Consider the following 24,898-nt stretch of genomic DNA (forward strand, 5'->3'; position numbering starts at 1 on the left):
GGCCATTTACTAATTTAACAGCTCTACTCTTTATAAACTAACGACCCGATTACTGCATGAACTCAATAAATAAAAGCTGGAGAAAAATATGTATAATAAGATTTTGGTTCCGATTGATATAACAGAAAAAAGCTTAGCACATTTAGTTATGGCACATATTCAATACCTTGCTGAATATGAAAAAGCACACATTCATTTTTTAGCGATTATTCCTACTATCCCTTTCTATACCACGATGGGATTTGGTTTTGCTGAAAAAGCGGATAGTGAACAAGATAATGTAACAAGACAACTCACTGAGATTATTAAAGAATTTAATCTTTCAAGTGATAAGTACAGCGCGCAAGTTTTAATGGGAACACCAAGAGATGAGATTTTACGCGTTGCTGAAGAAATTTCTGCTGATTTAATTGTAATTGGCTCAAAGCGTCCCGGTATGTCCACATATTTTTTAGGTTCGACAGCATCAATGGTTATTCAAAATTCAAAAATTTCTGTTTTAACGGTTCGATAACCACTATCAATTATAATAACCTAGGTAACCTATTATTGGGTTACCTTGTTTTTTCGTGTTAAGCTTACATATCGACATTATTCACTCTACTAGGCTATATATTACAGGTTTATTTTTCACTCAAGGAATGTAATGAAAAGATACTTTCTCTGGATCAGTATAAGCATCAACATTATTCTTGCTATCGCCTTAATTACATCTATTACCTTGTTTTTTAACATGAAAAATCAGGTAATGACTATCGTTGAGCAAGTAAAAACAGGAAAGTATATCGAGCAGGTACAACAGCAAACCAAGCAACTGATTCCAAATACGCTAAATGAATTAAAAACCTTAGAAATTGATGGTGACTCCTGTGGCCAATTTTATCAAAAAGTTGATGAAGTTATTGAATACTTAAATAATAATCCAGAGATTATTGGGGCACAAACCTACACAGATCAACTGTCTTCAGTAAAAATGGCTATTGATAAAACTCCGACTATATTAAAAGACAAGGCCTGCAAAAAGGGTGTTTCAAGTATTAATTATATCGTTAATGCACTGCAGCCTGATGAGCTATAACGGGTTTATTTATTAATACTATTAGAGCGCTCACAATCTAACCAATTGATAAACTGGATTAGTTTCCCCACGAATTGCTCATCAGCAAACGGAACAGTTCCTTGATATAAAAAATAATTTATCTCAAATTGCCGTTCAGGATAACGTTGGACTAATTTCTGTGTATATTCAGATAATGTTTCTGGCCAGTCATTGTCTTTTTTCCAACGTAAAATGTTGGTCGAACGAATGAGTTTTCTCGATGCCGCCCGATATAATAACTTTAGTTCAGCGTCATCATTACAATGATTAATTTGGTCAATATAATCATTGAGTACATTAACAAAATCACCATTAACTGCTTCTGCTATTTCCCGCGAAGGGATAAGTTGGCTAAAATATGTAGCTAAATCATGCCCATAAATGCAACGGCAATGATGCTTAATCCAATATCCCCAACTATATAAATTAGCCTCACTCATCACATCCGTAAGTATACCAATATCAAAATCAATTTTGCTTATCTCGGTGTGACTAATCGTTAGTTGTAGTTGTATTTCATTAAGTCTGGTTGTCTCAAATTGGGTAAGATCGTCACGTAATATGATGCACAGATCTAAATCTGATTGTTGAGGTTTTGCACAGCCCTTTGCAACACTGCCATAAACATATAGGCTATGGAGCTTTTCTTTTAGTATGTGACTCAGCCAGTAAATAGATTCTGTTATTACTAACTGAAATTCCGATTGAAAAGGCCTTTCCTCAAGAACAGGGATATACGCATAATCTTTTAATTTCATAACCCACTAACTCTCTAAGATAAGTGTTTCTGTTTGTACTAACCATTCATAATAGCCAATAACCTCACGACCATTTAACCAGCGAGACAGCATATCTAGTACTAACATTACACTGACTTCTTGCTTTTCTTTCTGCGAATGATTATTTGGTAAATAGTGAATTCTTTGCACATAACACTTATCTGGGGTTGATAATGCAACGTTTAGATACTGCTCCTGATATTCACCAATCACTAAACCAATAGATAAGGGGTGGTTAATCGTTATATTCTGAGCTCTTTGCGCTAGAGTTTCTAATGTTTGCTCCACATCAAGTGGTAAAATTTGACTGTCAGAAATAACGATTCCTGCTGAATCCAATGTCCAATTTAATAACCCAGCACTATATTGTTCACTAGCTATTACGTTTAATTTCTTTTCTTTTAATAAGTTACCAATTTTTTGTGCTAAACCTTCAGTACCTTCAAATATCAGATTATCCCCTACTCCTTGCTTCACGAGTTGCCAATCTCTCTCCATCAATTCTTTTTGTGATGCAGGCCCCGTCAGTTTTAATTCAATAATAGGCATTGAGGAGCGGTAGCCTAAAACACAATTTTCAGGTAAAGGTAAGCTATCAAATTGCTTCGCAAGACTACTTTCACTACGACCAAAACTGGTTAGACGTAAACAAATTGGTGGCTCTGGCAATGTAAACCGTTCACGTAACCTCGGCAAAATTTGCTCATTCACCATAACTTTAAACTCTGAAGGAACCCCCGGTGTAAAAAAAATTAGACAATCATTCAAAACTAATGAAAAGCCACAAGCTGTTCCGACTGGGTTATCAATTAATTCCGCATTGGCAGGAAGTAGCGCTTGCTTACGATTTGTCTCAGGCATAACTCGCCCTCTGGCAATAAAATAGCGCTCCATAACCTCAATCCACTGTGAATGCTCAACTAATGGAACTCCCGCAGCTTTAGCCGCTGCCAAAGCACTTAAGTCATCACTTGTTGGCCCAAGCCCACCATTAACAATCAGAACATCTGCAGATAAACTACGTTCAAGGAAAGTAGCGACTAAACTATCTAAATCATCACCAACAGTTGTTCGGCTACTCAAAGGGAGACCTTGTTGAAAAAAACAGTCTGCTAACCAAGCGGCATTTGTATCAATTATTTGTCCGTGTAAAACCTCATCGCCAGTACTCAACATTTCAACAACTAACATCCATAACTCCCTTATTATGCAAATTACATTAACTTGCTAAATTACCTTATTATTAAGCTGACTAACATTAATATTTATTCAGCAAAACTGCTCTTCAAAAGTCACCTATAATCTATTAGAAACAAATAGTTTAGGATAACTATCACAATATGTGAGTCATAAAAAGGCTATAGTTTTATATGCAATTGAATCCATTATTTTTTATCGTAATAATAGAGGCTACATTTTCAAGCTAAAACTAATTAAGTCTATCGCACTACTTTCTTTATTTTTATTTCCGGATGTCAACTTGGGGGCTCTACAAATTCCAATTCAAACTCAGATTCAAAATTTGGGGAATTAAATGAGTTAAAAACGATAGAGTTTCCTTCCACAGAAACACCTAAAGATCTTGCTGAAGGCGCATTTGAAACTGAGTACGATAATGGCCAGCCAAAATTCAAAACTTGGGTATCTAAAGGATGTCTGGATAAATACATCAAAACCTACTATGAGAATGGCCGTATCGATATCGAATTAACCGCGCTATAAGGCACCATTTAAAATCTACCATAACACTCCAAGTAAAAACCAAGCATTACTGGTACTTTTAAAAATGGAGAACTTGTTGGCACAGTAACTGAATTTGATGAAAATGGAGCGATTATTTCTAAAACACTGATCCGTGATGGTGAGGCCATCGTAGTAGAATAATTTAATGAACAAAATAAAGCAGAAGCATATGATTTACAAGATAGCTAAAAAAGAAACCCGCAATTAGCGGGTTTCTAAGATATTAACAATCAAGGACAAAGCGACTAAATCAGCTCTTTTACTTCAAAATTCACTTCACCGCTAAGGTCAGCATCATAATCAACACCGTTTAGACCGAAGCCAAACAAACGGAGAAACTCAGCTTTATAACCTTGGTAATCTGTTAGCTCATTGATGTTATTATCATTCAACTGCTGCCAAATTTCACGACATGTATTTTGAACATCATCACGCAATTCCCAATCATCTAAACGTAGACGATGCTTTTCATCGGTATCTGGCACTGCGTCATTGAATAATTTAGTGGCAAATAAGCGTTGAATTTGTTCAATACAACCTTCATGGATCCCTTTCTCTTTCATGATTTTAAAGACAATAGAGATATATAAAGGCATTACAGGAATTGCAGAAGAGGCTTGTGTTACGACAGATTTTAATACAGCAACATACGCTGCCCCACCCTTAGCTTGCAATTTTTGGTTAATTGCATGAGCCGCACGGTCTAAATCTTCTTTTGCTTTACCTAATGTACCATGCCAATAAATTGGCCATGTTAAATCTGTACCAATATAAGAATAAGCCACAGATTGTGCATTATCAGCTAAAACACCTGCTTCATCTAATGCATTCATCCACAGTTCCCAATCTTGGCCGCCCATGACTTTTACTGTATCTGCAATTTCTTGTTCATTTGCGGGCTCAACAACGGCTTCAATTAGCACATCTTTGTTGGTATCCAGAGCAACAGATTTGTACGGTTCGCCAATAGGTTTCAAGGCCGAACGTACGATTTCACCTGTTTCAGGCATTTTACGCACAGGTGAGGCCAGTGAATAAACTACTAAATCAATTTGGCCTAAATCTTGTTTAATTAAATCAATAACGGTTTGACGGCATTCATCAGAAAAAGCATCACCATTAATGCTTTTCGCATACAAGCCTTCTTCTTTCGCTGCTTTGTCAAAACCTGCAGAATTGTACCAGCCCGCAGAGCCTGTTTTACCTTCACTGCCTGGCTTTTCAAAAAATACACCGATGGTAGCCGCACCGCTGCCAAATGCAGCATTGATACGAGAGGCCAGGCCATAACCGGTAGATGCACCAATAACTAAAACTTTCTTAGGGCCGTTTTTCAGTTCACCACGTGATTTCACGTAGGCAATTTGCTCACGCACATTGGCTTCACAGCCTGCCGGATGAGCTGTAGTGCAGATAAAACCACGAATTTTAGGTTTGATAATCATAGTCATTTTTTCTTGGTAGCTAACAATCAGGGTCTAATATACCTGATATTATCCATTTACTTAAGACAGAGTGAAAATAAATAGGGAGAACAGACCAGTTTATGGCTTATTTTCTCATTAATTATCTATTTTAAATCGTTAAGCGCTTCAATAACACGACGTAATGAATCTAATTCCCGCTCAAGGCTAGTTTCTTTTCCTCTAGAATAATGGTCATATATTCTAGTAGCGCCAGAGTGGCTATCATAACACTTATTACTAATTTTATGGATTTTCTTCCTGATTTTGGACACTTTGTTTTTATTACCATGGTATGAAGCGTGACGCAGTTGCTGCTCTAAACTCATGAGCGTTTTTCCGCAATCATAGTATTTTGAGCCTGCTTGCGAAGAAAATGGGATAAATAGCGCCAAGAGAGCGACTAATAACGTTTTTCTCATGATAATTTCCTGATATAACTCATAAAATAATTTCTACTAGTCCAACATTTATGAGTATTTTCATCTACGAGATTTATCTTAGTTAAATAATCATCGCACTTATGTATAAAATATTGAAAGATAGGTGTTCTTGAAACATACACTGTTGAGATGAAGGAATTTATAATCATGTCCCCAGATCAATTCCATGACCGCATGTGGGAAATACTGCAAGATATTAACAAAAATGAATTTCATGCTGTTGCAGCTAAACCTCCTACGGATAAAGCAATTGCCAATTTAGCTACATCCACAGGAATAGCATTACCCAAAGATTTTTTAGCCTTTTCGCAAAAAACTAATGCACTTTGCATCATGGCCCGAGAAGAATTATGGCCTGAAGCTAAATTATTCGATGTTGGCCCAGCGTGGACATTTCATCGAGGTTTAGTCATTTTAGGAATCGAAGCAGAAGATCTTCCTGAATGGGCTAATATACAAAATGCCTATGAAAGTTTAGTTGAACTTTATGAGCTAACCGATGTTTTGCCACTATTAAAAATCATGGGTGACGGTAACCATTATTGGGGCGTAAAACAGGATGGAACTTTTGTTGAAGTTTTCGATGGTGAAGCCACCACTCTCGAATGCAGCTTTATCGACACTTATGCGACAGAAATTAAAGAACTCATCCAGCGGCAAAAAGATATGTGCGAGCTGATAACTAAACGAAATAAAAAACATTAGCGTGTGTCAAATAACTTGATAACCGCTTATTGCGGTTTAGTTGGTATTAAATTATGGATAACCATAACTGAGTAAACAATATCTTTTTTATCGTGAATTTTGCGAAAATGGGCATTACTAACAATACCAACCATAATCTGCATGCCATTTTTTTCATAAACTCGCTTAAATGGCGTTGTTTCGTCATCAGATATTTTATCTAAGAAATAAATATCCCGTTTATAACGCTCGATTGTTTGCTTTGGCAAACCATATGCTTCAAACATTTTCTGGTTAATCGCATCATACTCGGCCAAAATGACTGATTGGTCGCGGCTATCTTTTCCTTGAGAAGAAACTAACATTAATGTATTTTTTTCCCGAGAAAACATCAATAAAAACAGTTTATTTGCTATTTGAGGAGAGTTTTCTGATGAACATAAAGCACCTCCCTCTTCAAATTCAGTGCATTGTAATCCTTTTAAATGCAATTTTTTTATATCAACGGGGGTTTGCCCCCATTTGAACCCATAGGGGGCATCCAATTTTTTCGTTGTACAACCAGAAGCAAACACCAGTATTAACGTAAACAAAATCCCTTTATTCATCACTTCTCAAATTCCAATTAAGTCATCTAATTTGATACTACCAAAAACGAATAATTAATCAAAAATTAACTTTTCTATCATTACATTAAATGACTCAATTGATTTCTGCGTAGTTAAGGCCATCTTATTCTTCTTTACTCTCCTGCTGTTTAGCCTTTGCCATAGCAATTTCTTTCAGCCAATCCGCTAATAAAGGTTTTGTTTTTACTGTGTCTAGTAGTGCTCGTTCGTGTTTCGTTAATCGTACAACAACAACTTCAGTTTTCATGTTAGACATAGCTCGATCCTCTTCAAGAATCAAAATAGTGCCACAAAACATCAACAGAACGGTCTGACTTACGGTTTTTTACACGAATTACGCGTTAGCTGACACAACAAAGCAACTTTTGCGCTCTTATAAAAATAATTCATTGAATATAAAGAAGAAATATAACTAACAAACCGATATTAGTTGAGTAGATACAACGAATTTAAAGAGGATTAGATACAAAAAAACCACCTATAGGTGGTTAATTGTTAATTTCAAATCATCACTGATTGAAATTGAGATGGTGCCCAGGGCGGGACTTGAACCCGCACAGCCTAAAGGCCGAGGGATTTTAAATCCCTTGTGTCTACCGATTTCACCACCTGGGCCAAATTGTCTTTCTCACAAACTTGGATAAATTATTAATTTACCCAACTAACCATATATTCAATAACGATGCATAGTGGTTAGCTAACTTAAAATAAAACACTTAATGGTGTTTAATTACTTTAAGATGGTGCCCAGGGCGGGACTTGAACCCGCACAGCCTAAAGGCCGAGGGATTTTAAATCCCTTGTGTCTACCGATTTCACCACCTGGGCTAAATTTTGGAGGCGCGTCCCGGAGTCGAACCGAGCTACACGGATTTGCAATCCGGTGCATAACCGCTTTGCTAACGCGCCTTATCCGAATTTCTTTCGAAATTTGGAGCGGGAAACGAGACTCGAACTCGCGACCCCGACCTTGGCAAGGTCGTGCTCTACCAACTGAGCTATTCCCGCGTAAAGCTTCACTTTTCAGCTTATGCTTTTCAAACTGGCTGATTTACTTATTTATTTTCGTAAACCATGTTGCCGTTCGATGCGTTGCATTCTACTGATTTCACCTATCGAGTCAATACAATTATTGAAATAATTGGATCGTTCGCTGTTTTTTCAATCATTTCGATCACGCTTCGCTCAAATCGCCCCATGCAGCCTTTAAATATTGGAACATTGACCAAAATGTTAAGATAGCAGCCACATACATAAGTGCAATTGAAAGGTTTTCAATTAATGGTGTTGGGCGCCACAATAAACCGACTAATGACATCATTTGAGCTGTTGTTTTAAATTTCCCGATCCAAGAAACAGCCACACTACTACGTTTACCTATCTCTGCCATCCATTCACGTAAAGATGAAATAATGATTTCACGTGCAATCATAGTTGCCGCAGGTAAAGTCACATACCAAACATCATAACTTTCTGTGACTAACACTAACGCCGTTGCAACCATGACTTTATCAGCAACTGGATCTAAAAAAGCACCAAACTTTGTGGTTTGCTTCCACAATCTGGCTAAAAAACCATCAAACCAATCAGTTACCGCTGCGATAACAAAAATAAGCGCACATGCAAACGGCCCCCAAGTAACAGGGAGATAAAAGGCTAATACAAAAAACGGTATTAGGATGACGCGAAATAATGTCAACCACGTTGGTATGTTTAATTTCATCACGCTCACTAACTTTTTGACCAAGTTGGATATTATGAATATGTTGCCCTAAGACACTCACTGTTTCAATGCATTATAAATCTTTTCTGCAAGGGCGTATGAGATCGAGGGCACTTTTGCGATTTCTTCTATACTTGCATTACGTAAAGGCTGTAACCCACCCATATATTTTAGCAACATTTGCCGACGTTTTGGCCCAACCCCTTCAATAGATTCTAATGCGCTAGTACTTTTGACCTTTGCTCGTCGTTGTCGATGCCCTGTAATCGCATGATTATGCGACTCATCTCGGATATGCTGGATCACATGCAACGCCGGAGAATCTGGTGGTAATGAAAAACCTTCACCTTCAGGTTTTAAAAATAACGTTTCAAGCCCCGCTTTACGGTCGCTTCCCTTAGCTACACCAATTAGCAATGGGTGTTTTTTATCCCAATCGACCTCAAGTGAATTAAATACATCCCTTGCCTGCCCTAGTTGGCCTTTACCACCATCAATAAAGATGATGTCAGGCACTTTGCTTTCATCAATATGTTTACCATAACGACGCGTTAAGACTTGATGCATCGCCGCATAATCATCCCCCGGAGTGATCCCTGTAATATTATAGCGCCGATACTCTGATTTAACTGGCCCTGATTTATCAAATACAACGCAAGAGGCGACGGTTTGCTCCCCCATCGTATGTGAAATATCAAAGCACTCCATGCGGTTAATATTTTCTAAATTAACGACTTTTGCTAGTGCTGCCATGCGTTGTTGTACCGTCGAGTGTTGCGCTAATTTTGTAGAAAGCGCAATTGATGCATTCGTTCTCGCTAATTTTAAGTAACGAGCCCTCACACCACGCGGCTGGCTTTGAATATTAATTTTACGTCCGGCTATCTCAGAAAGAGACTCCGCTAATAATTCTTTTTCTGTTAATGCAAAATCTAATAATATTTCACCCGGTAGCGTTCTATTTTCGCTGCCTTGTAAATAAAACTGACCTAAGAAGGTTTGCACCACTTCCTCAAGCTGAGTATCTGCTGGAATTTTAGGAAAATAGCTACGGCTGCCAAGGACTTTCCCTTGACGAATAAAAAGTACATGCACGCAAGCAAGGCCAGACTCAAAAGAAACGCCAATAACGTCTAGGTCATCGCTGTCCCCAGATACATACTGCTCTTCCGTAACAGCCCTTACCGCTTGAATTTGATCTCTAAAACGTGCGGCATCTTCAAAGCGTAGTTCTAAACTTGCCTTTTCCATACGCTCAACGAGACCCGCCAAAACTTGTTTATCTTTTCCGGTTAAAAATAAACGGACATATTCAACTTGTTGATTATAGTCTTCATCGGAAACCAAGCCTTTAACACAAGGACCTAAGCAACGGCCAATTTGATATTGCAGACAAGGCCTTGAGCGATTTCGATACATGCTATCTTCACATTGACGTATCGGAAATAACTTCTGCATTAACGCCAGTGTTTCTCTCACCGCATAAGAACTGGGGAAAGGGCCAAAGTACTCACCTTTCGCATGTTTCGCCCCTCTATGCATCGAAATTCTAGGATGTGTTTCACTGCTCAAAAATAGGTAAGGATAAGATTTATCATCACGCAGCAATACGTTATAACGTGGTTGATACAACTTAATATAGTTGTGTTCAAGTAATAGTGCTTCTGTTTCAGTATGAGTCACCGTCACATCAATAGAGGCGATTTGCTTAACCAACTGCTCTGTTTTACGACTTCCCACATTTTCACGAAAATAACTGGATAAGCGTTTTTTAAGATCCTTTGCTTTCCCTACATATATGACCGTTTCCCCAGCGTCATACATACGGTATACACCAGGTTGATTAGTGACTGTTTTTAAGAAAGCTTTCGGCTCGAACTGTTCTGACACTCGGATAAACCCTGTTTTGCTGTAATTAAACCATAACTGATGGCTATATGAGTTAATTCTACATCACTACAGATATTAAGTTTACTAAACATTCGATATCGATAGGTATTTACTGTTTTAGGGCTTAAGGAAAGCGACTCTGCCACCCGTTTGATAGGTATCCCTTGAGTAATCATTAACATGATTTCCAATTCACGCCCTGATAATAAATCATATATATCTTGTTGATTGCTATAGATTAACCGCTGGAGAGCAAGGTCTTGCGCGATATCCGGAGAGATAATTCGCCGTTTAACACTCACAATCTGGATAGCTTCAATGAGCTCTTCTTCTGTCACATTGATACTTAATAAACCAAAAATACCGATATCTAGTGCTTTTAAAAAAAATGACGGATTATTTCTGACATTGTAAATAATGATCCCAACATCCGGTTGAGTTCTGCGCAGTGTCTGGACTGTTTTTAGTGAATCATAACGGAAGCTATCACTACTGATTAAAATCATATTTGCTTTCTGGCATCTATTCCATGTAATCGCATGTTCCACACCTGGAAAAGAAGCAACAACCTTATAGCGTATATGACGTGAAAAAACTGCCTCAAAACCACGAATTGCAATATTATTATCGTCAATTATTATAATATTAATCAATTAATTCCCCTATTGGATTTTAAAATTAATTGTGAAAATAATAAATGAATAAATAAAAAAGTCATATACACTTTTTAATTTATCTTTGTTTTATTAAAAATAATATTAAATTATAATTTAGGTGAATGACTCATGGAAATTAATAATTAAAGACCACCTTATTAAGTGGTCTTATTATTAAGAGTTAACTGATGCGTTATTTTTTTCCAACTAAACGACAAATAGTTTCTGATACTAGGTAGCTTTTCTCAAAAGAACTGATTGGTAAAAATTCAAAGCATGAGTGGAAATTAAGTGCGCCAGTAAAATAATTTGGGGTTAAGACGCCTCTTGCTGATAAAGCTGAACCATCCGTACCACCACGCATCGGGATCGCTTTAGGCTCAACCTTTTGAATTTTCAATGCATCGAAAATTAAATCAATCGCTGTACGATCATCACCTAACGAGTCACTAATATTGCTATACACATCTACAATGCTGCATTCAATTTTTGCTCTTGGATGACGTGCTTTTATTAATTCAATAGCTTGTTCTATAAAACGTTTTCGAGCTGCAAAACTATGGCGGTCAAAATCACGGATCGCCATTTTAATTTTAGCATTATCAGGGTTTGCGATTAAATCTGTGACATAAAAATAGCCTTCGCGATGTTCTGTGTGCTCTGGGGTATCAAAACGGTCAAAACAGCCAATAAAATCATGCGCAACCCGAATAGGGTTCAATAATACATTCTTAGCTGACATGGGATGTGCGGTAATACCTTTAATTGAAACTTCGATAGAAGCTGCATTAAACGTTTCATACACAACCTCACCAAGCGCACAGCAGTCAATAGTATAAGCAAAATCAACATTAAAGCGGGTTAAATCCATAATTTTAGAACCGCGTAGACCAATTTCTTCATCAGGTACAAACGCAACGTAGATATCCCCACAATCAAAATCGGCATATTGCAGTTTATGCATTAATTCCATAACAACCGTTACAGCGGCTTTATTATCAGCACCCAGTACGCTGGTTCCATCACTAAAAATAATATCTTCACCAATATAAGGTGCAGCTTCAGGGTGCTCGGCAGTCTTAAACCAAATGTTTTCTTTTTCATTTAAACATAAATCCTGGCCTTCATACCTCAAAGTTTGAGGCTTAATGATGGGAGATAACCCAACATCGACAGTATCTAAATGAGTCACAAAACCTATTTTTGGCGCTGAAGGCTTATTTCCTGGACGCATTGCATATAAGATGGCATGGTCATCAATATAAACATTTTTCAGACCATAGTTTTCAAGCTCTTGAGCTAATAATTTTGCTAGTTCACGTTGCCCTTCTGTACTTGGAACAACTATGCTTGCTGCGTCACTTTGGCTTTCAATAGCGAGATAGCGGTAAAAACGCTGCTCTAATTGTTTACCTAATTCGTTCATTTCATATTCCTTGCATTGACTATATTTACCCTATCTACTTACTTAATAGATAAGGTATTGGCCCTACTTACTGTGCAGGATGCCATATGTAACCGCTGTCGAAACCAATTGGGATATCAAAAGCCCAGAACAAATATAATGTTGAAGTCAAAATAATTAATAACCCAACAGTAAACGGGATCATCATTGAGCACAATGTTCCTATTCCTGCATTTTTATAGTATTTTTGACAATACATCAGGATTAACGGATAAAACGGAAACATCGGTGTGCTCACGTTCATTGCTGAGTCACTGACACGAAATGCCGCTTGTGTTAACTCAGGTGAAATTCCCACTGCCATTAGCATCGGTACCAATACTGGCGCCATGATTGCCCATTTTGATGTCGCTGAAGTAATCATGATATTTAAAATAGCGGTTAATAGAATGACGCCAAAAACAGTCATTCCAGATGGCATATCAAGTGTACGTAATAACTCAGCTCCTGAAAGTGCTAATAATGTGCCTAAATTAGAATGTTGAAATGAATATAAAAATTGGGCAGCAAAAAAAGCAAAAACAATAAATGGGATAAGTGACTTAGTAATATTTTCCATTGCCTTAACAACATCTTTTGTTGACGTAAAAGATTTCGTCATATAACCATAAACAATGCCTGGCAAAGCAAAGAAAATAAACAGTAAAGGCACAACGATTTGCATAATAGGTGCTTTAGGGCTAGTTAAGCTGCCATCAGGCCCGCGTAATGGAGAATTCTCTGGCCATAACAATGCAAATAATCCGATACCTAACGCAATTAGCACTAAACCTGAAATACGAAAAGCACGATTCTCAGTGGCCGTAATTTTACCTAAATCTTTTTCAGAATCAGTATCCACTTCGTTTGAATTGATCGGACAATTTTTATTTAACCATGGTTCAACAATCTTTTCAGTGATAAACCAACACGTGAAAATAACCCCGAATGTACCACCCAAACTAAAAAAATAGTTACATAAAACATTTACGCTATAACCTGGCGCTAGCATTTGTGCGGCATCTTGCGTAAAACTTTGCATTATTGGGTCAATAATTGACGGCGTATAACTTGCAGTAAATCCCCCCGCTAAACCTGCAAATGCAGCAGCAATCCCAGCTAATGGATGACGACCACTCGCATAAAACATCATCGCTGCCACTGGCATTAAAATCACATAGGCAGAGTCTGAAGCAATATGAGAAACAATCCCGACAAACACCACGGTAGGCGTTAACATTCTAGGAGAAATAAACGACAACATTTTTTTCAATGCAGTATTAATAAAACCACTGCTTTCAGCAATACCAATACCTAACGTTGCCACTATCGTTATACCGAGAGGAGGGAAATTAATGAAGTTTTTAACTGCCGCAGTAATAAATAATATTATTTCCTCATACTGAAACATATTAACTATAGCAATTTTTTCTTTTGAAATAGGATGGTAATAACTAAAATCTACGAAAGAAAGTAGATAAGATAAAAACCAACATATAATCAGGGCATAAACAAACAGCATAGTCACATCAGGCATAACATTACCAATGCGCTCAACACGGTTTAAGAACCCTTTTTTCTTGGGAAGTGTTTTAGTTGTCATATTTACAAGCTACTTATGTTATTAGAATAGAAACTTTATAACAGTAAATAACCTATATATAAAAGTAAAATACTTTTGTGATTAGTTTTAACAGGATAAACCAGTTGCAAATTAAAACATTAGAATTATTTATATTAATTTTATATTTCAAATATGCTATATCTTAAATTTTATAAACTTATAGATTTAGATGTAGAATATATCACTTAAGTGTTTGGCTTCGTGGTTACGCATACAAAAAAAGGAATAATAATTACACCTTTTTTTGTATGCAAGTAAATTACACTAATGTATGTTATTCACGCTTTAATTTTTCAGTATTTGCAATATAAAGTGCTACAACAAGAACCAAAATCGCCCCTGCATGTAACAGAGTTGTCATTGGGTCACTATGGTCAACAATAATTAAGCGAATAATTGCGGTAATACCTATATATATAAAATACCTTAGTGGAAAGTGATAGCCCGACATAAAATACTTTATTATCAAAGCAATAAACTCAAAATACAGAAAATAAATGACAATACCTTCTAGTAACTCATAAGCCGTTGCTCCTTTTGAGCTACCAAACATTAATGAAGCCATTGTCACTGTTTCTTTAGCTAAGAAGAATACAAGTACAGCAGCGAGTGCTATCAAGCCTATATTTAATATCCATTGCAGTACCCACGCGATATTACTCGCATGACGCATTCCTTTCATACTGTTCATTTTTTATCCCTCTGAACAACTTCTAAGTCTATTTATTACCTTAATTGTAAAACAAATTTAAGTCATTCGCATGACAAATAAGAACTTAATTTAACCAATAAAATCAAAAAATACAGTCTGAATAGCTACTGCCGAATTGCCTATTTCTTGCTATTAATACTATAACTAGAAACTTTAGTCAGATGATGGGGACATCATTTCCATAATATCCTTCTCTGTCAACATAGGTGTTTTTTCTACAAAGTTATAATACTTAGGCTTGCTATCGATGTAAATTTGCATACTCATTTGCGCATCTTGGCTCTCTTTAAATAAAGCGGCTGATGCATAATATGTTGAAGGTGAAAGTAAATGATAAAAAAGGTGTGAACCACAATTTTTACAAAATGCACGTTCTCCCCATTGAGATGACGCAAAAATTGTCACAGCTTCTTGCCCCTCAATTATTAAATCGTTACCACAATCAACACTAAAACCTGGGCCGCCATTCCATTTTTGGCACATTCCGCAATGGCATACACTGACATGACTAATATCTTTTGTAGTTGTGATTTTTACAGAACCACACAAACATTGGCCTTGATGCATAGAATCCCCTTTATTTTGATCGTAGATTTATAATCTCAATATGAACATGTCCGCAGAAAAGTTAAGTGATGATTTACCTTTCATCTATTCTGAATTGTCGCCCGCTAAAACGTTTATCGTTAACAATACTGCGCAGCTGTGAACTATCAAATTCTTTCGTTTCCCGTTCAAATTCAATATCTGCATCATTTCCATCTGTGTTTTGTAGTACATATTCATACGTCACTTTATTATGCATTGCAATTTCTGTTAATACCGTATTACTCGTAGCTTGGGCAGCTATTGAAAAACCAGTCAAAATAACAACCATAATAAATATACGAGCCAGTAATGTTTTTTTCATCATCATCTCCTATTCTGTTAGAACTGTTTTAGCGCAAATCCCCGTCAGAAAAAACAGACTACAAGTAAGAGTTATCATGATTAAGTAAAGAGATGTCAAAACTGTCAACGACGTAAATTAATACCAAATAGGGAACCATTCCCTATTTGGTTAATAAAAATCTAGTTATAGCTCTTCATTATTTGTTTTATCTGAAGAGTTAACTTCTCTTAATAAATACCAGCAAAAATACCCTAATACTAATATTCCAATAAATAACAATACCCATAAGGTAATTGTCAGCCAGTTAAAATTATCATCAACTGCGTCTGTTGCAGTTAACCTATCTACACCACCCAATTCAATGACTGTATTATCAAGAAAAAGCTGAGGGTAATTCGTCATTAGTTCATCAATGCTATCTGGTTTCCCTATCAGCTGGCTTGTGGTCAATTTATCAAAGCTTGCTTGTTTATTCCCCCAAACAAGCAAATACGGAGCGGGACCTTGTAAATTAAAAATAAGGTTATAAGCATCTCGTTTCCCCGTTAGCCTTGGTGGTTGGTCCTCCCAACTGCCTTTGAGTGCAGAAATTCTTACTTTACCTACCATTTCGCCATAAAGTGTAGTGCTCGGATTACTAACTAATTCACCATCTATTATTTGATTATATGCAACAATATTAGTGAGTAATTTCCAACTTTCACCTCTATCAGATGAATACTCTATTTTTAGTGGGATCACGCGATTTGATTGCTGCAATTGTATTTGTAATTCACTTAATGGCTGAGCTCTTGGCAATTGATATATAACATGGTCTTTTGAAACTCCATCATTGGTCATTTCAAAATGGAATAATTCCTGGCGATAAGTTGAATTAAGTATACTAGAAGTAGCATTTACTTTTAATAAGTCAGGGATAACAATATCAGGGCCACTGACAATCACAGCCATAAGATAAGGTGCATTCAATGCCTTTGAATTACCATTTAATAATTCAATATTATTACTTGCAATAGTTTCAGAATTTAACTTCAAATTCATAATTGGCTGGTTTGTTGCTATATTTAGCCAGTTTTCTTTGTCATCACTGGAAAAAACAAATACCTTTGCCTGCCATTCATTCTCACTTTTAGCCCAGTCTAATGTCAGGTTTTTAATTGGCGTATCTTTGGTTTGACTTTGATTTCTCGTTAATAAATAAGCCTGATAAGCAACATTGTCTTTTACCTGCATACTAGGCAACTCAATTCTATCTACCTTGCCTGGAATAGATTCAACTAATAGATGTTGCCTTTCTCTACGCACATCATCATGAGAATTAACGCTATCAACCTGCGTCACTAAACGTTGTGGCGTAAAAGTCACCTTCTCATTAGAAATGGACTTTTCCGTATCAGAAAATAAGACTGAAGGAATTTCATTACCCGTACCGTTAAAGACGCGAACATCTTGCAAGGTCTTGGGGTACGCTGAATTAATGTATGCATTTACAGGGAGCTCTAACCAATAAAAAGGAGTCGATGTATCGAGTACATTTATTTCTGAGCCTTGATAAAAGCTATAAGGTGTAGCCTCTTCTACTGTCTGCGCATTTAAGTAACTTGAAAACAATAATGACAAAGAGAAGACTGCAAAAAACCTTCTTAGCCCGGTATTTTTTATTAAACTCATGATTGTTTCTCCTGTTCGACTTTCCCTTTTGTTTCTTTTGGTGGTAATGGTGAAAAATACCCAACAATTAAAATTAATAATGCAACACCAATAAATGAAATTGCGCGAGAAATACCACCCTGCCCATAAATATCAATTAAGAATAACTTGGCAATAACACAAGCAAAAATACCGGCTCCCATAAACCACCAAATACGATTTTTCTTAATAGCGGCAATAGTGATACAGGCTAGTGCAGCCAATGCCCAACTGATAGAAAGCACAGTTTGCAATAAGCGCGAATCATAAAGAGTATCATAGTTCCAATTTAGCTCAGCGAAATCTGCTATTGCACGAATTAAGATACCGTTAAACCAATAAGCAGAAAGTGCAATTATAGCCACTAATAAACTACGTAGAATCCAAAAATTAGCCACTGTCATGTTGCGTATTTTTTGAGTGAAACCTTTACGTATTAAAATTAGAGTCGCAATACTAAATAACCCAGCTTCATCTAATGGGTTGATTAACGGCACATAACTCCAAAAGGTCAATTTGCCATCTTCTAAATTCGCATAGCAAGATAATACAATTAACCCCACTGTCACAGGGAGCATTGCATACCAGTAAATTAACCCATTACGTTTCATTGGTGGCATTCTATTTTGTTGTAGCCAATAAAGAATAATCACGGTTAGCGTTATCGCCATGACATAAATAAAATACCCCACTTCGTGCATTCCCCATGGCAAAATGGAGACAAACCAATTCACCTGAGTACCAATAAATGCAAGAATTAGCCATAAATTAGCGCTATGAAGTACTCTTTGCATCCAGCGATCACGAAGTTTATACGCATGAATAACAAATAAAACAGAACTACCCAATACAACTGGCCATATAAGAGAACCTTCGCCACGCCCCATCGGGTTTTGGTCGTTTAAGAAATCTAAACCAAGATAATAATATCCCGCAATCCATAGGATGGATTGGCAAAGTAGCAATGGCACCCAATTTATATGGATAGCATATAAACGCCAGAACCAAACAGAAATAACGACCAAAACTAAAATAATAAAGCCTTCAGATTCACGGCTCCATGATAAAATATCCGTAAATAAGGGGAGCCAGCAAAACCAAGTCACCAAGCCAATAATTAAGAAACCGTAGCTAAATAAAGTAAAGTTGCTGTCTTCATGACGACGAGTATGGAAAAGCCCTCCGGCCATAAAACATGCGATTAATAGCACTGGCACCATATAAGTACTACTGCGACTCCAATATAAATAAGGATAATCACTTAATAAGGTTATTGCACTAATAACAATCAATAAAGAGCCAATAGCCGCCATTTTTTTCTGGTTTTGCTGTAAACCGAACCAAAGAATTAACAGCCCTTCTAATGACCAAATAATGGAAGTCCACTCAAATGTTAACGCTAGTGGAATAGCTAAAGTAATAAAACCAGCACCAATAATAATATTCGCTAATGCCATATTTTTGCCAGCAGATTTATAGCGCTTATGTACTTGTGATCCAGTAATCAGATATAACAAACCAACAATCAGTGAAATAAAGGCTGGTAATAGACCTTCCCCTTGTGAAATAAAGAATTGAAGGGCAATACTAATAAAAGGTGGAACAAACAGAAGTGTATTATCAACAATCAGTTGCTTGCTATGTTCAAAACGCAGTGAAAACAGTTGAGTTAAGGCATTAAATACAACTAAATTAGCGATGATAAAGAGTTGGCAAGATAAATAATAGCCTAGTTGGTAATTTTCTAATCCCCATAAAATGGCAACACTATAAGTCATCACCATACCAACTAAATTTAAAGGGCGCCAAGCTTGCCACACACTAATAACCAAAATACCAATGGACAGCATCAGGTAATAAGAGAACAAGACAACATGACTTCCACCGCCAGTAGAAAGCAATACCGGTGCTAAATACCCACCTATTGATGCTAAAACGGCTAAATTAATAGTTCGCTGCAATAATGCCAAAGCAATACTTGCTGCACAAATAAGTAACATAAACGCGAATGCCATTCCATATGGCACCATCGTATATAATTTAAAGGCAGCAAAAATAGTGATATACAAGCAGCCTATCGCCCCTCCTTGTAAAATCAACCCAAATAATGCCTTTTTATTTCGTAACCACCAGCCAACCCCTAGTAAGGCTAAGCACCCTACTGCACTGAAAATTAACCGCATTTGCGGTGAAATAATTTCATTTTGCACGCTGTAATTCAGTAAATATGCCACACCTAGGAATAACAGCAGGATACCTATTTTCGCAACCGGGTTTCCTTTAAATAGCCAACTAAAGAAATAGCTGAATATTGATTTATCGTGACTAACCGAATGCTGATTGTTTTGATTTGTATTAGACTTATTACGATTAAATCGATTTGGGTCAATTTGCTGTACTAGCGTGTTATCAAACCTATTTGGATTGGTATTTTCATGAGTAGATTGCTCCCTCATCGGAGCTGAATTCACATTATCAGATAAACCATGTTCTTTTTCAGCTTGCTGGTAAGCAACATGGCTCATCGAGGCAAGCTCTTGAGTTGCTCCCTGTTCGTTGTCTAATTTAACGTCCGCACTAGAAGAGAATTCATTTCCCTCTTGCTCTACAGGCGCATCCTGTATTTCATTTAAAACTGGTTGAGGAGATGCCACACCATAAACGGATATACTCTGCGTATATTTTGCTTTTGAAAGCAAAGTCTCTAATGAGGAAACCTTCTGATTTAACAGCGAAATTTGGTACTGCAACCGACCTGTTCGATTGATGGCAATGATAGCAAGAATCGGAGCTAGCACTAGCAGAAAAACTAATACGAGTCCTACTAGTATCCAAGTATCCACAAATAGGTTTCCTCATAATAAAATTCACAATTGAGAATCTGGAAAATAATGACCACGATTACTGCTAGTGTAAATAGCATTGATCCCCTTGCCAACTAAATGTAATAAACTGTTACAAAATAATTCGTTACATGCTGCTTTTAGGTATACCTTAGACAAAAAAGAAGCGATATTTCCCTTCTTTTATGTATGACTTATTAATACTCCCATTAGTTATTTTAGTAACTAAGAAAACCCTTAATCATCATTTAATGATAATTTCATTCATAAAGAATAGGTAACTGATATAACTATCTATTCTTAATGTTCCTTTTTAGATGCTCAAAAAATTAGTCATTAAAATTTTATTAGTACAATTTTTTTTATTATGTTATCTATATAATAGCTTTATCTGCAAACATTACTCTAATACTTATTATCCTTAAATGACTAAAGTCATTTATAATTATGTTAATTAGTTTCTTAATTAAGCACTGATAAAAACATAAATGTTTTAATTTAAATAAAGTTAACACACGGGAAAATGTTAACTGTCATTCCACAGATTTTTTATTCGACAAAGCCTATCGCATAATATCGGGAGAATTTTTAATGTTAACTCACATTATACTTGCTGCTTTAGGGCCCATTGTTCTTGGATTAGCCGTCGGTTGGCTATCGGGTAAATATGGGTTTATCAAAAGAGAGTATTCCCAAGCCTTTGCTGACTTTGTAGTTAAAATAGCATTACCATTTGCATTATTTCTAGCTGCTGCACAGGCTCCACCCTCGGTATTGCTCAATATTGACTACTTATTAGCATTAGCCGTAGGACTAATTGCAACATACGTGATTGGTTTTATTTTTGGTAAGTTTATTTTTCGTCACAATAAGAAAGATGCTGCAATGCAAGCATTGTCGGTGTCTTTTCCTGATATGGCCTACTGTGGGCCACCTGTCTTACTCGCAACTGTCGGGTCATCAGGCTTAATCGCTATGGTATTAGGCAACCTTATTTATACTGTCATTATTATCCCATTTACTCTCTTAATGATCAGTGGCTCACAACAAGGGCATAGTGTCTTTAAATCTGTTGGGAAAGCCATTGCCCAGCCCTTAGTTTTTCTTCCTATTCTAGGGGCATTATTGGCTATTTTTGGTGTTAAATTACCTGAAATATTACAAAACTCAGTTAATGAATTAGGTAAAACAGCAGGCGGAGTCGCTTTATTCTTCCTTGGATTGCTCCTTTCAGGAATCAAACTGACAATAAGTAAGGAAATTATATTTAACGTCTTTATAAAAAACTTTGTTCAAGCCGCTCTTATTTTAGGGACTGGGCTCGCTTTAGGATTACAAGATGATTTACTTAAAGCCGCGTTTATCATTGGTGTATTACCCACCGCGACCGCTGTTCCTGCATTAGCAATTAGTAATCAGGCCTATACGGAAACCTCTGCTGGAACCGTGTTATTAAGTACACTTGCTGCCTTAATTTCGATTATTGGCGGTATCACTATCGTCGAAATGCTTTAGCTTTCAAATTAATGGTAGCCTAAACATAGGCTGCCATTTCATTGCGGCACTAAATTCTCTGTTGCTTTTATCACCTATAATTTGCCAGACAGATCACAAAAAACGTATCATAGAGATAAGTACTTTTCTTTTATACACCTAGGATACGAACAAAAAATGAAAATTAGTGATGAGTTAGCTTCCGCTATCGCTTCCGTTACTGAAGTCGCTGCTGTAGCTGCCTTCGATTGGGTAGGTAAACAAGATAAAAATGCCGCAGATAAAGCCGCTGTTGAAGCAATGAGAAATCGCCTAAATGAAATTGATTTTCATGGCAAAATTGTCATTGGTGAAGGTGAAATCGACGATGCTCCCATGCTATATATTGGCGAGCAAGTTGGCAAACAATCCGGGTCTGTTGGGTTAGATATCGCAGTAGATCCTATTGATGGAACACGTATGGTGGCTTGTAATGAAAAAAATGCCATTGCCGTACTTGCTGCCGCGCCAACGGGAACACTGCTTCAAGCACCTGATATGTATATGGAAAAACTTGTTGTTGGTGCCGCAGCGAAAGGAGCTGTTCACCTAGCAAATCCCCTAGAAAAAAATTTAGAATTTCTTTCCTCCTCACTGAATAAACCCATTTCAAATCTTTCAATCGCAGTGCTTGATAAACCTCGCCATCAACATATTATTAAAACTATCCGTAATTTTGGTGCGAATGTGATTACCATCCCTGATGGTGATGTACTCGCCTCATTACTTACCATTCTTCCGGAGCATCCCATTGATATGATGTATGGGACTGGTGGTGCTCCTGAAGGCATTATCAGTGCAGCCATCGCACGCGCTTTAGGCGGTGATATGCAAGCAAGGCTAATTTCTCGAGATAAAGCCAAAGGTGATAGCGAAGAAAACAAACAGCTCGCGGCACAAGAAATTTTGCGCTGTCAGCAAATGGGGTTAGAAATTGGTGAGGTGTTATCTTTAGACCAGATGGTGAGTACTTCTGATGTCATATTTGCCGCCACAGCTATCACACCAACAATCTTGATGGATGGTGTATCAATAGATGCTTACAGCCGTATTTCAAATACCATTTTGGTTAATGGCCGTGACCGTTCGCTAAAACTGATTAATAATCGCTATTTTAATTAATGCAACAATACAGTATGTCATATATATCAAAAGGGCTTTTCAGCCCTTTTGATTACAACTATTTAAGATGAAAATTAACGCTCAAGAGTCATACGATTTAACATCGGAGCAGTTAAAACCATCAAAATTGCCATCACACCAGTCACTAAACCAATCTTCAGGAATACGTCACTGTACACAGCTAAAGATTCAACTTTACTAGTAAGTTCACCTTCTGGTGCCGCTGCCATTGAGGCAACATACCCTGCGATAAATGCTGCTGCTGAGTTAGTCAGGAACCACGCGCCCATAATAAAGCCCATTAAACGCTGTGGAACTAACTGAGCTACCATCGCAAGGCCAAGACCTGAGATCATCAGCTCACCAATACTTTGGAAGCCATAGCAGATAACTAGCCATTGAACAGAAACAATCCCAGCTTCATTTGCAAATTTCGCACCTAATGGCAAAACTAAGAATGCCGCGGAACATAGCAACATACCAATAGCAAATTTATGTGGCATCGGTAAGTTGTCGCCCATTTTATTATAAATTGCAGCTAAAATTGGGCTTCCAATCATGATCCATAATGGATTCAGAGCTTGGTATTGTGCAGGCTCAATAGAAAAACCAAAAACTTCATGCTCTACGTTATGTAATGCAAAGAAGTTTAGCGATGTAGGCATTTGGCTATAAAGAACAAAGAATACAATCGCTTCAAGCATTAGAATCAATGCAACAATCATGCGGCGACGCGCCGTACCTTTCAGTGCTAATGTTTCTTTGATAAAGATAACTAAAATACCCAAAGAAATAATCGCTAATGCTGTACGAGCAATACCGAGGTTATGCAATAGCCATGTTGAAATCGCAATGAGTGCAACAACACCAGCGACAGTTGCGACCAACCTTGAGATCACGACAGGAGCGAAGTCAGGCTTTGAGCCATGTTGAGAAACCCATTTTTTACACATATAGAAGTTAATCAATGTGATAATCAGGCCTACAACACTAAGAGAGAACGCAACATCCCAGCCATAATGTTTTGCTAACCATGGTGTTGCAATCATTGAGAAGAATGAGCCGATATTCACGGACATATAGTACATGGTGAATGCACCGTCCAAACGAGGGTCGTCTTTTTCATAGCAGGTTGATAACAGTGATGATGGGTTTGCTTTAAACAAACCATTACCAACTGCAATAGTCGCTAAGCCAACATACACCATCGACACGTCATGCCCTGAGAAAGCAACAAATGCGTACCCCGCAATCAGTGTTATCGTTCCAAGAACAATAACACGTTTTGTTCCGAGAACTTTATCCCCTAACCAACCACCTACCGCAACAAAACCATAAACTAATGCTGCAAACGCCGAGAAAAGTGTAATTGATTCTGTTTCTGACATACCCAGCACTTGGCTTAGGTATATTGGAAGGATCCCTTGAAGACCGTAGTAACCAAAACGTTCCCAGAGTTCGATAGAAAAAATAAGATAGAATGAGCGAGGTTGCTTAAACGCGTTAAGACTGACTTCCTCTTTGTTATTTGTTGTGGACACAAGTTACCTCTAGTACAACCTGTACATATGCAAAAAAACCACGGAACGCTCTATGCGCTCTCGCATTGTTATGATCTCAAGAATTCAAAGTTGAAAAGATTCACTTTTGGTAGGAGGAGTATCATTCCCTGACCTCAAAACAAACAATACTGTGTGTAGACTTGTTTATGGATCTCAAACATAAATTCAATGAGTTAAAGCACATTTGATTATTTATTCAACATTAATTGGCAGATAACCCGCCCAGAACCCAATAATCAATTAAGCCATATACGTTATTTATGCACCAAAATTAAAGAATTAGCTAGTATTAATTACTGCTTGAATTGAATTTAATCGTGATTTACTTCAATTTTTTACAAAATCACCAAATTATTATCGATTACTAA

General features: G+C 37.1%; 22 protein-coding genes and 4 tRNA genes. 5 read left to right on the forward strand and 21 right to left on the reverse strand.

Annotation, left to right across the window (positions count from 1 at the left end; translation table 11 throughout):
• The first annotated feature begins 88 nt into the window (after nucleotides 1-88).
• Complete coding sequence (locus PR725_RS08955) at nucleotides 89-514, forward strand: universal stress protein (RefSeq protein ID WP_004910195.1); 426 nt, start codon at nucleotides 89-91, stop codon at nucleotides 512-514.
• A 132-nt stretch (nucleotides 515-646) separates the two neighbouring features.
• Nucleotides 647-1,078 (forward strand): DUF5339 family protein, encoded by a 432-nt coding sequence (locus PR725_RS08960; RefSeq protein WP_042851572.1) that lies wholly within the window; start codon nucleotides 647-649, stop codon nucleotides 1,076-1,078.
• Nucleotides 1,079-1,083: 5 nt separating this feature from the next.
• Here PR725_RS08960 and PR725_RS08965 read toward each other — a convergent pair whose 3' ends face one another.
• From PR725_RS08965 to PR725_RS08980, 4 genes are all read right to left on the reverse strand, one after another.
• Nucleotides 1,084-1,857 (reverse strand): nucleotidyltransferase domain-containing protein, encoded by a 774-nt coding sequence (locus PR725_RS08965; protein WP_109911216.1) that lies wholly within the window; start codon nucleotides 1,855-1,857, stop codon nucleotides 1,084-1,086.
• A gap of 6 nt (nucleotides 1,858-1,863) precedes the next feature.
• Nucleotides 1,864-3,069 carry a nicotinamide mononucleotide deamidase-related protein YfaY gene (locus PR725_RS08970; protein ID WP_115167414.1) on the reverse strand — a complete coding sequence of 402 codons (1,206 nt, stop codon included), beginning with the start codon at nucleotides 3,067-3,069 and terminating at the stop codon, nucleotides 1,864-1,866.
• 797 nt (nucleotides 3,070-3,866) lie between these two features.
• Nucleotides 3,867-5,066, reverse strand: coding sequence for an enoyl-ACP reductase FabV (gene fabV / locus PR725_RS08975; RefSeq protein ID WP_109911334.1), 1,200 nt, complete (start codon nucleotides 5,064-5,066; stop codon nucleotides 3,867-3,869).
• A gap of 125 nt (nucleotides 5,067-5,191) precedes the next feature.
• Nucleotides 5,192-5,506, reverse strand: coding sequence for a DUF1090 family protein (locus tag PR725_RS08980; protein ID WP_115167415.1), 315 nt, complete (start codon nucleotides 5,504-5,506; stop codon nucleotides 5,192-5,194).
• Between the two features lie 168 nt (nucleotides 5,507-5,674).
• Here PR725_RS08980 and PR725_RS08985 point away from each other — a divergent pair, with 168 nt between their 5' ends.
• Complete coding sequence (locus tag PR725_RS08985) at nucleotides 5,675-6,232, forward strand: SMI1/KNR4 family protein (protein WP_196719035.1); 558 nt, start codon at nucleotides 5,675-5,677, stop codon at nucleotides 6,230-6,232.
• A gap of 26 nt (nucleotides 6,233-6,258) precedes the next feature.
• Here PR725_RS08985 and PR725_RS08990 read toward each other — a convergent pair whose 3' ends face one another.
• The 16 genes from PR725_RS08990 to PR725_RS09065 all read right to left on the reverse strand — a co-directional run bounded on the left by PR725_RS08990 (nucleotide 6,259) and on the right by PR725_RS09065 (nucleotide 20,313).
• Nucleotides 6,259-6,819, reverse strand: coding sequence for a hypothetical protein (locus tag PR725_RS08990; RefSeq protein WP_109911212.1), 561 nt, complete (start codon nucleotides 6,817-6,819; stop codon nucleotides 6,259-6,261).
• Nucleotides 6,820-6,943: 124 nt separating this feature from the next.
• Entirely contained in the window at nucleotides 6,944-7,096 is a 153-nt protein-coding gene (locus PR725_RS08995; protein ID WP_042851570.1) for a hypothetical protein, read from the reverse strand.
• Nucleotides 7,097-7,368: 272 nt separating this feature from the next.
• Nucleotides 7,369-7,455, reverse strand: a tRNA-Leu gene (locus PR725_RS09000).
• Nucleotides 7,456-7,581: 126 nt separating this feature from the next.
• Nucleotides 7,582-7,668: transfer RNA gene (locus tag PR725_RS09005), tRNA-Leu, on the reverse strand.
• A gap of 7 nt (nucleotides 7,669-7,675) precedes the next feature.
• A tRNA-Cys gene (locus PR725_RS09010) sits at nucleotides 7,676-7,749 on the reverse strand.
• 23 nt (nucleotides 7,750-7,772) lie between these two features.
• A tRNA-Gly gene (locus tag PR725_RS09015) sits at nucleotides 7,773-7,848 on the reverse strand.
• Between the two features lie 166 nt (nucleotides 7,849-8,014).
• The gene (gene pgsA, locus PR725_RS09020; RefSeq protein ID WP_004263394.1) at nucleotides 8,015-8,563 is read right to left on the reverse strand and encodes a CDP-diacylglycerol--glycerol-3-phosphate 3-phosphatidyltransferase; all 549 of its coding nucleotides are present in this window, start codon (nucleotides 8,561-8,563) and stop codon (nucleotides 8,015-8,017) included.
• Between the two features lie 57 nt (nucleotides 8,564-8,620).
• Nucleotides 8,621-10,453, reverse strand: coding sequence for an excinuclease ABC subunit UvrC (gene uvrC, locus PR725_RS09025; RefSeq protein ID WP_109911211.1), 1,833 nt, complete (start codon nucleotides 10,451-10,453; stop codon nucleotides 8,621-8,623).
• Nucleotides 10,420-11,106 (reverse strand): LuxR C-terminal-related transcriptional regulator, encoded by a 687-nt coding sequence (locus tag PR725_RS09030; protein WP_109911210.1) that lies wholly within the window; start codon nucleotides 11,104-11,106, stop codon nucleotides 10,420-10,422. The genes uvrC and PR725_RS09030 overlap by 34 nt, the downstream gene beginning before the upstream one ends.
• Nucleotides 11,107-11,302: 196 nt before the next feature.
• Complete coding sequence (gene pepT / locus PR725_RS09035) at nucleotides 11,303-12,535, reverse strand: peptidase T (protein WP_123382045.1); 1,233 nt, start codon at nucleotides 12,533-12,535, stop codon at nucleotides 11,303-11,305.
• A 67-nt stretch (nucleotides 12,536-12,602) separates the two neighbouring features.
• Nucleotides 12,603-14,156, reverse strand: a complete 1,554-nt coding sequence (locus PR725_RS09040; RefSeq protein WP_272568609.1) for an AbgT family transporter — start codon at nucleotides 14,154-14,156, stop codon at nucleotides 12,603-12,605.
• Between the two features lie 295 nt (nucleotides 14,157-14,451).
• Nucleotides 14,452-14,859 carry a phosphate-starvation-inducible protein PsiE gene (psiE, locus tag PR725_RS09045; protein ID WP_371021253.1) on the reverse strand — a complete coding sequence of 136 codons (408 nt, stop codon included), beginning with the start codon at nucleotides 14,857-14,859 and terminating at the stop codon, nucleotides 14,452-14,454.
• A 183-nt stretch (nucleotides 14,860-15,042) separates the two neighbouring features.
• A complete protein-coding gene (locus PR725_RS09050) occupies nucleotides 15,043-15,456 on the reverse strand; it encodes a GFA family protein (protein ID WP_109911206.1) in 414 nt (137 codons plus the stop codon).
• Nucleotides 15,457-15,529: 73 nt separating this feature from the next.
• Entirely contained in the window at nucleotides 15,530-15,799 is a 270-nt protein-coding gene (locus PR725_RS09055) for a hypothetical protein (protein WP_109911205.1), read from the reverse strand.
• 165 nt (nucleotides 15,800-15,964) lie between these two features.
• Complete coding sequence (locus PR725_RS09060; RefSeq protein ID WP_210783343.1) at nucleotides 15,965-17,452, reverse strand: DUF3999 family protein; 1,488 nt, start codon at nucleotides 17,450-17,452, stop codon at nucleotides 15,965-15,967.
• Nucleotides 17,449-20,313, reverse strand: a complete 2,865-nt coding sequence (locus tag PR725_RS09065; RefSeq protein WP_272568614.1) for a DUF2339 domain-containing protein — start codon at nucleotides 20,311-20,313, stop codon at nucleotides 17,449-17,451. Before PR725_RS09065 ends, PR725_RS09060 begins: the two co-directional genes overlap by 4 nt.
• A 591-nt stretch (nucleotides 20,314-20,904) precedes the next feature.
• On the opposite strand from PR725_RS09065, the gene PR725_RS09070 reads away from it, so the two are divergent.
• Nucleotides 20,905-21,828, forward strand: a complete 924-nt coding sequence (locus tag PR725_RS09070) for an AEC family transporter (RefSeq protein WP_004910140.1) — start codon at nucleotides 20,905-20,907, stop codon at nucleotides 21,826-21,828.
• Between the two features lie 162 nt (nucleotides 21,829-21,990).
• Nucleotides 21,991-22,968, forward strand: coding sequence for a class II fructose-bisphosphatase (gene glpX, locus PR725_RS09075; protein WP_196719069.1), 978 nt, complete (start codon nucleotides 21,991-21,993; stop codon nucleotides 22,966-22,968).
• Between the two features lie 74 nt (nucleotides 22,969-23,042).
• On the opposite strand, the gene dtpA is transcribed toward glpX, so the two are convergent.
• Nucleotides 23,043-24,509: a dipeptide/tripeptide permease DtpA gene (gene dtpA, locus PR725_RS09080; protein ID WP_109911202.1), complete on the reverse strand. Its 1,467-nt coding sequence runs from the start codon at nucleotides 24,507-24,509 to the stop codon at nucleotides 23,043-23,045.
• Between the last annotated feature and the right edge of the window lie 389 nt (nucleotides 24,510-24,898).

Source organism: Providencia sp. PROV255 (genome assembly GCF_028478065.1).
GTDB classification, from domain to species: Bacteria; Pseudomonadota; Gammaproteobacteria; order Enterobacterales; family Enterobacteriaceae; genus Providencia; species Providencia rettgeri.

What these genes read in the sequence shown, in the direction of transcription:
- PR725_RS08955 (WP_004910195.1), top strand. Translation starts at nt 89, where the DNA reads ATGTATAATAAGATTTTGGTTCCGATTGATATAACAGAAAAAAGCTTA.
- PR725_RS08960 (WP_042851572.1), top strand. Translation starts at nt 647, where the DNA reads ATGAAAAGATACTTTCTCTGGATCAGTATAAGCATCAACATTATTCTT.
- PR725_RS08965 (WP_109911216.1), bottom strand. Translation starts at nt 1,857, where the DNA reads ATGAAATTAAAAGATTATGCGTATATCCCTGTTCTTGAGGAAAGGCCT.
- PR725_RS08970 (WP_115167414.1), bottom strand. Translation starts at nt 3,069, where the DNA reads ATGTTAGTTGTTGAAATGTTGAGTACTGGCGATGAGGTTTTACACGGA.
- fabV (WP_109911334.1), bottom strand. Translation starts at nt 5,066, where the DNA reads ATGATTATCAAACCTAAAATTCGTGGTTTTATCTGCACTACAGCTCAT.
- PR725_RS08980 (WP_115167415.1), bottom strand. Translation starts at nt 5,506, where the DNA reads ATGAGAAAAACGTTATTAGTCGCTCTCTTGGCGCTATTTATCCCATTT.
- PR725_RS08985 (WP_196719035.1), top strand. Translation starts at nt 5,675, where the DNA reads ATGTCCCCAGATCAATTCCATGACCGCATGTGGGAAATACTGCAAGAT.
- PR725_RS08990 (WP_109911212.1), bottom strand. Translation starts at nt 6,819, where the DNA reads ATGAATAAAGGGATTTTGTTTACGTTAATACTGGTGTTTGCTTCTGGT.
- PR725_RS08995 (WP_042851570.1), bottom strand. Translation starts at nt 7,096, where the DNA reads ATGTCTAACATGAAAACTGAAGTTGTTGTTGTACGATTAACGAAACAC.
- pgsA (WP_004263394.1), bottom strand. Translation starts at nt 8,563, where the DNA reads ATGAAATTAAACATACCAACGTGGTTGACATTATTTCGCGTCATCCTA.
- pepT (WP_123382045.1), bottom strand. Translation starts at nt 12,535, where the DNA reads ATGAACGAATTAGGTAAACAATTAGAGCAGCGTTTTTACCGCTATCTC.
- PR725_RS09040 (WP_272568609.1), bottom strand. Translation starts at nt 14,156, where the DNA reads ATGACAACTAAAACACTTCCCAAGAAAAAAGGGTTCTTAAACCGTGTT.
- psiE (WP_371021253.1), bottom strand. Translation starts at nt 14,859, where the DNA reads ATGAAAGGAATGCGTCATGCGAGTAATATCGCGTGGGTACTGCAATGG.
- PR725_RS09050 (WP_109911206.1), bottom strand. Translation starts at nt 15,456, where the DNA reads ATGCATCAAGGCCAATGTTTGTGTGGTTCTGTAAAAATCACAACTACA.
- PR725_RS09055 (WP_109911205.1), bottom strand. Translation starts at nt 15,799, where the DNA reads ATGAAAAAAACATTACTGGCTCGTATATTTATTATGGTTGTTATTTTG.
- PR725_RS09060 (WP_210783343.1), bottom strand. Translation starts at nt 17,452, where the DNA reads ATGAGTTTAATAAAAAATACCGGGCTAAGAAGGTTTTTTGCAGTCTTC.
- PR725_RS09070 (WP_004910140.1), top strand. Translation starts at nt 20,905, where the DNA reads ATGTTAACTCACATTATACTTGCTGCTTTAGGGCCCATTGTTCTTGGA.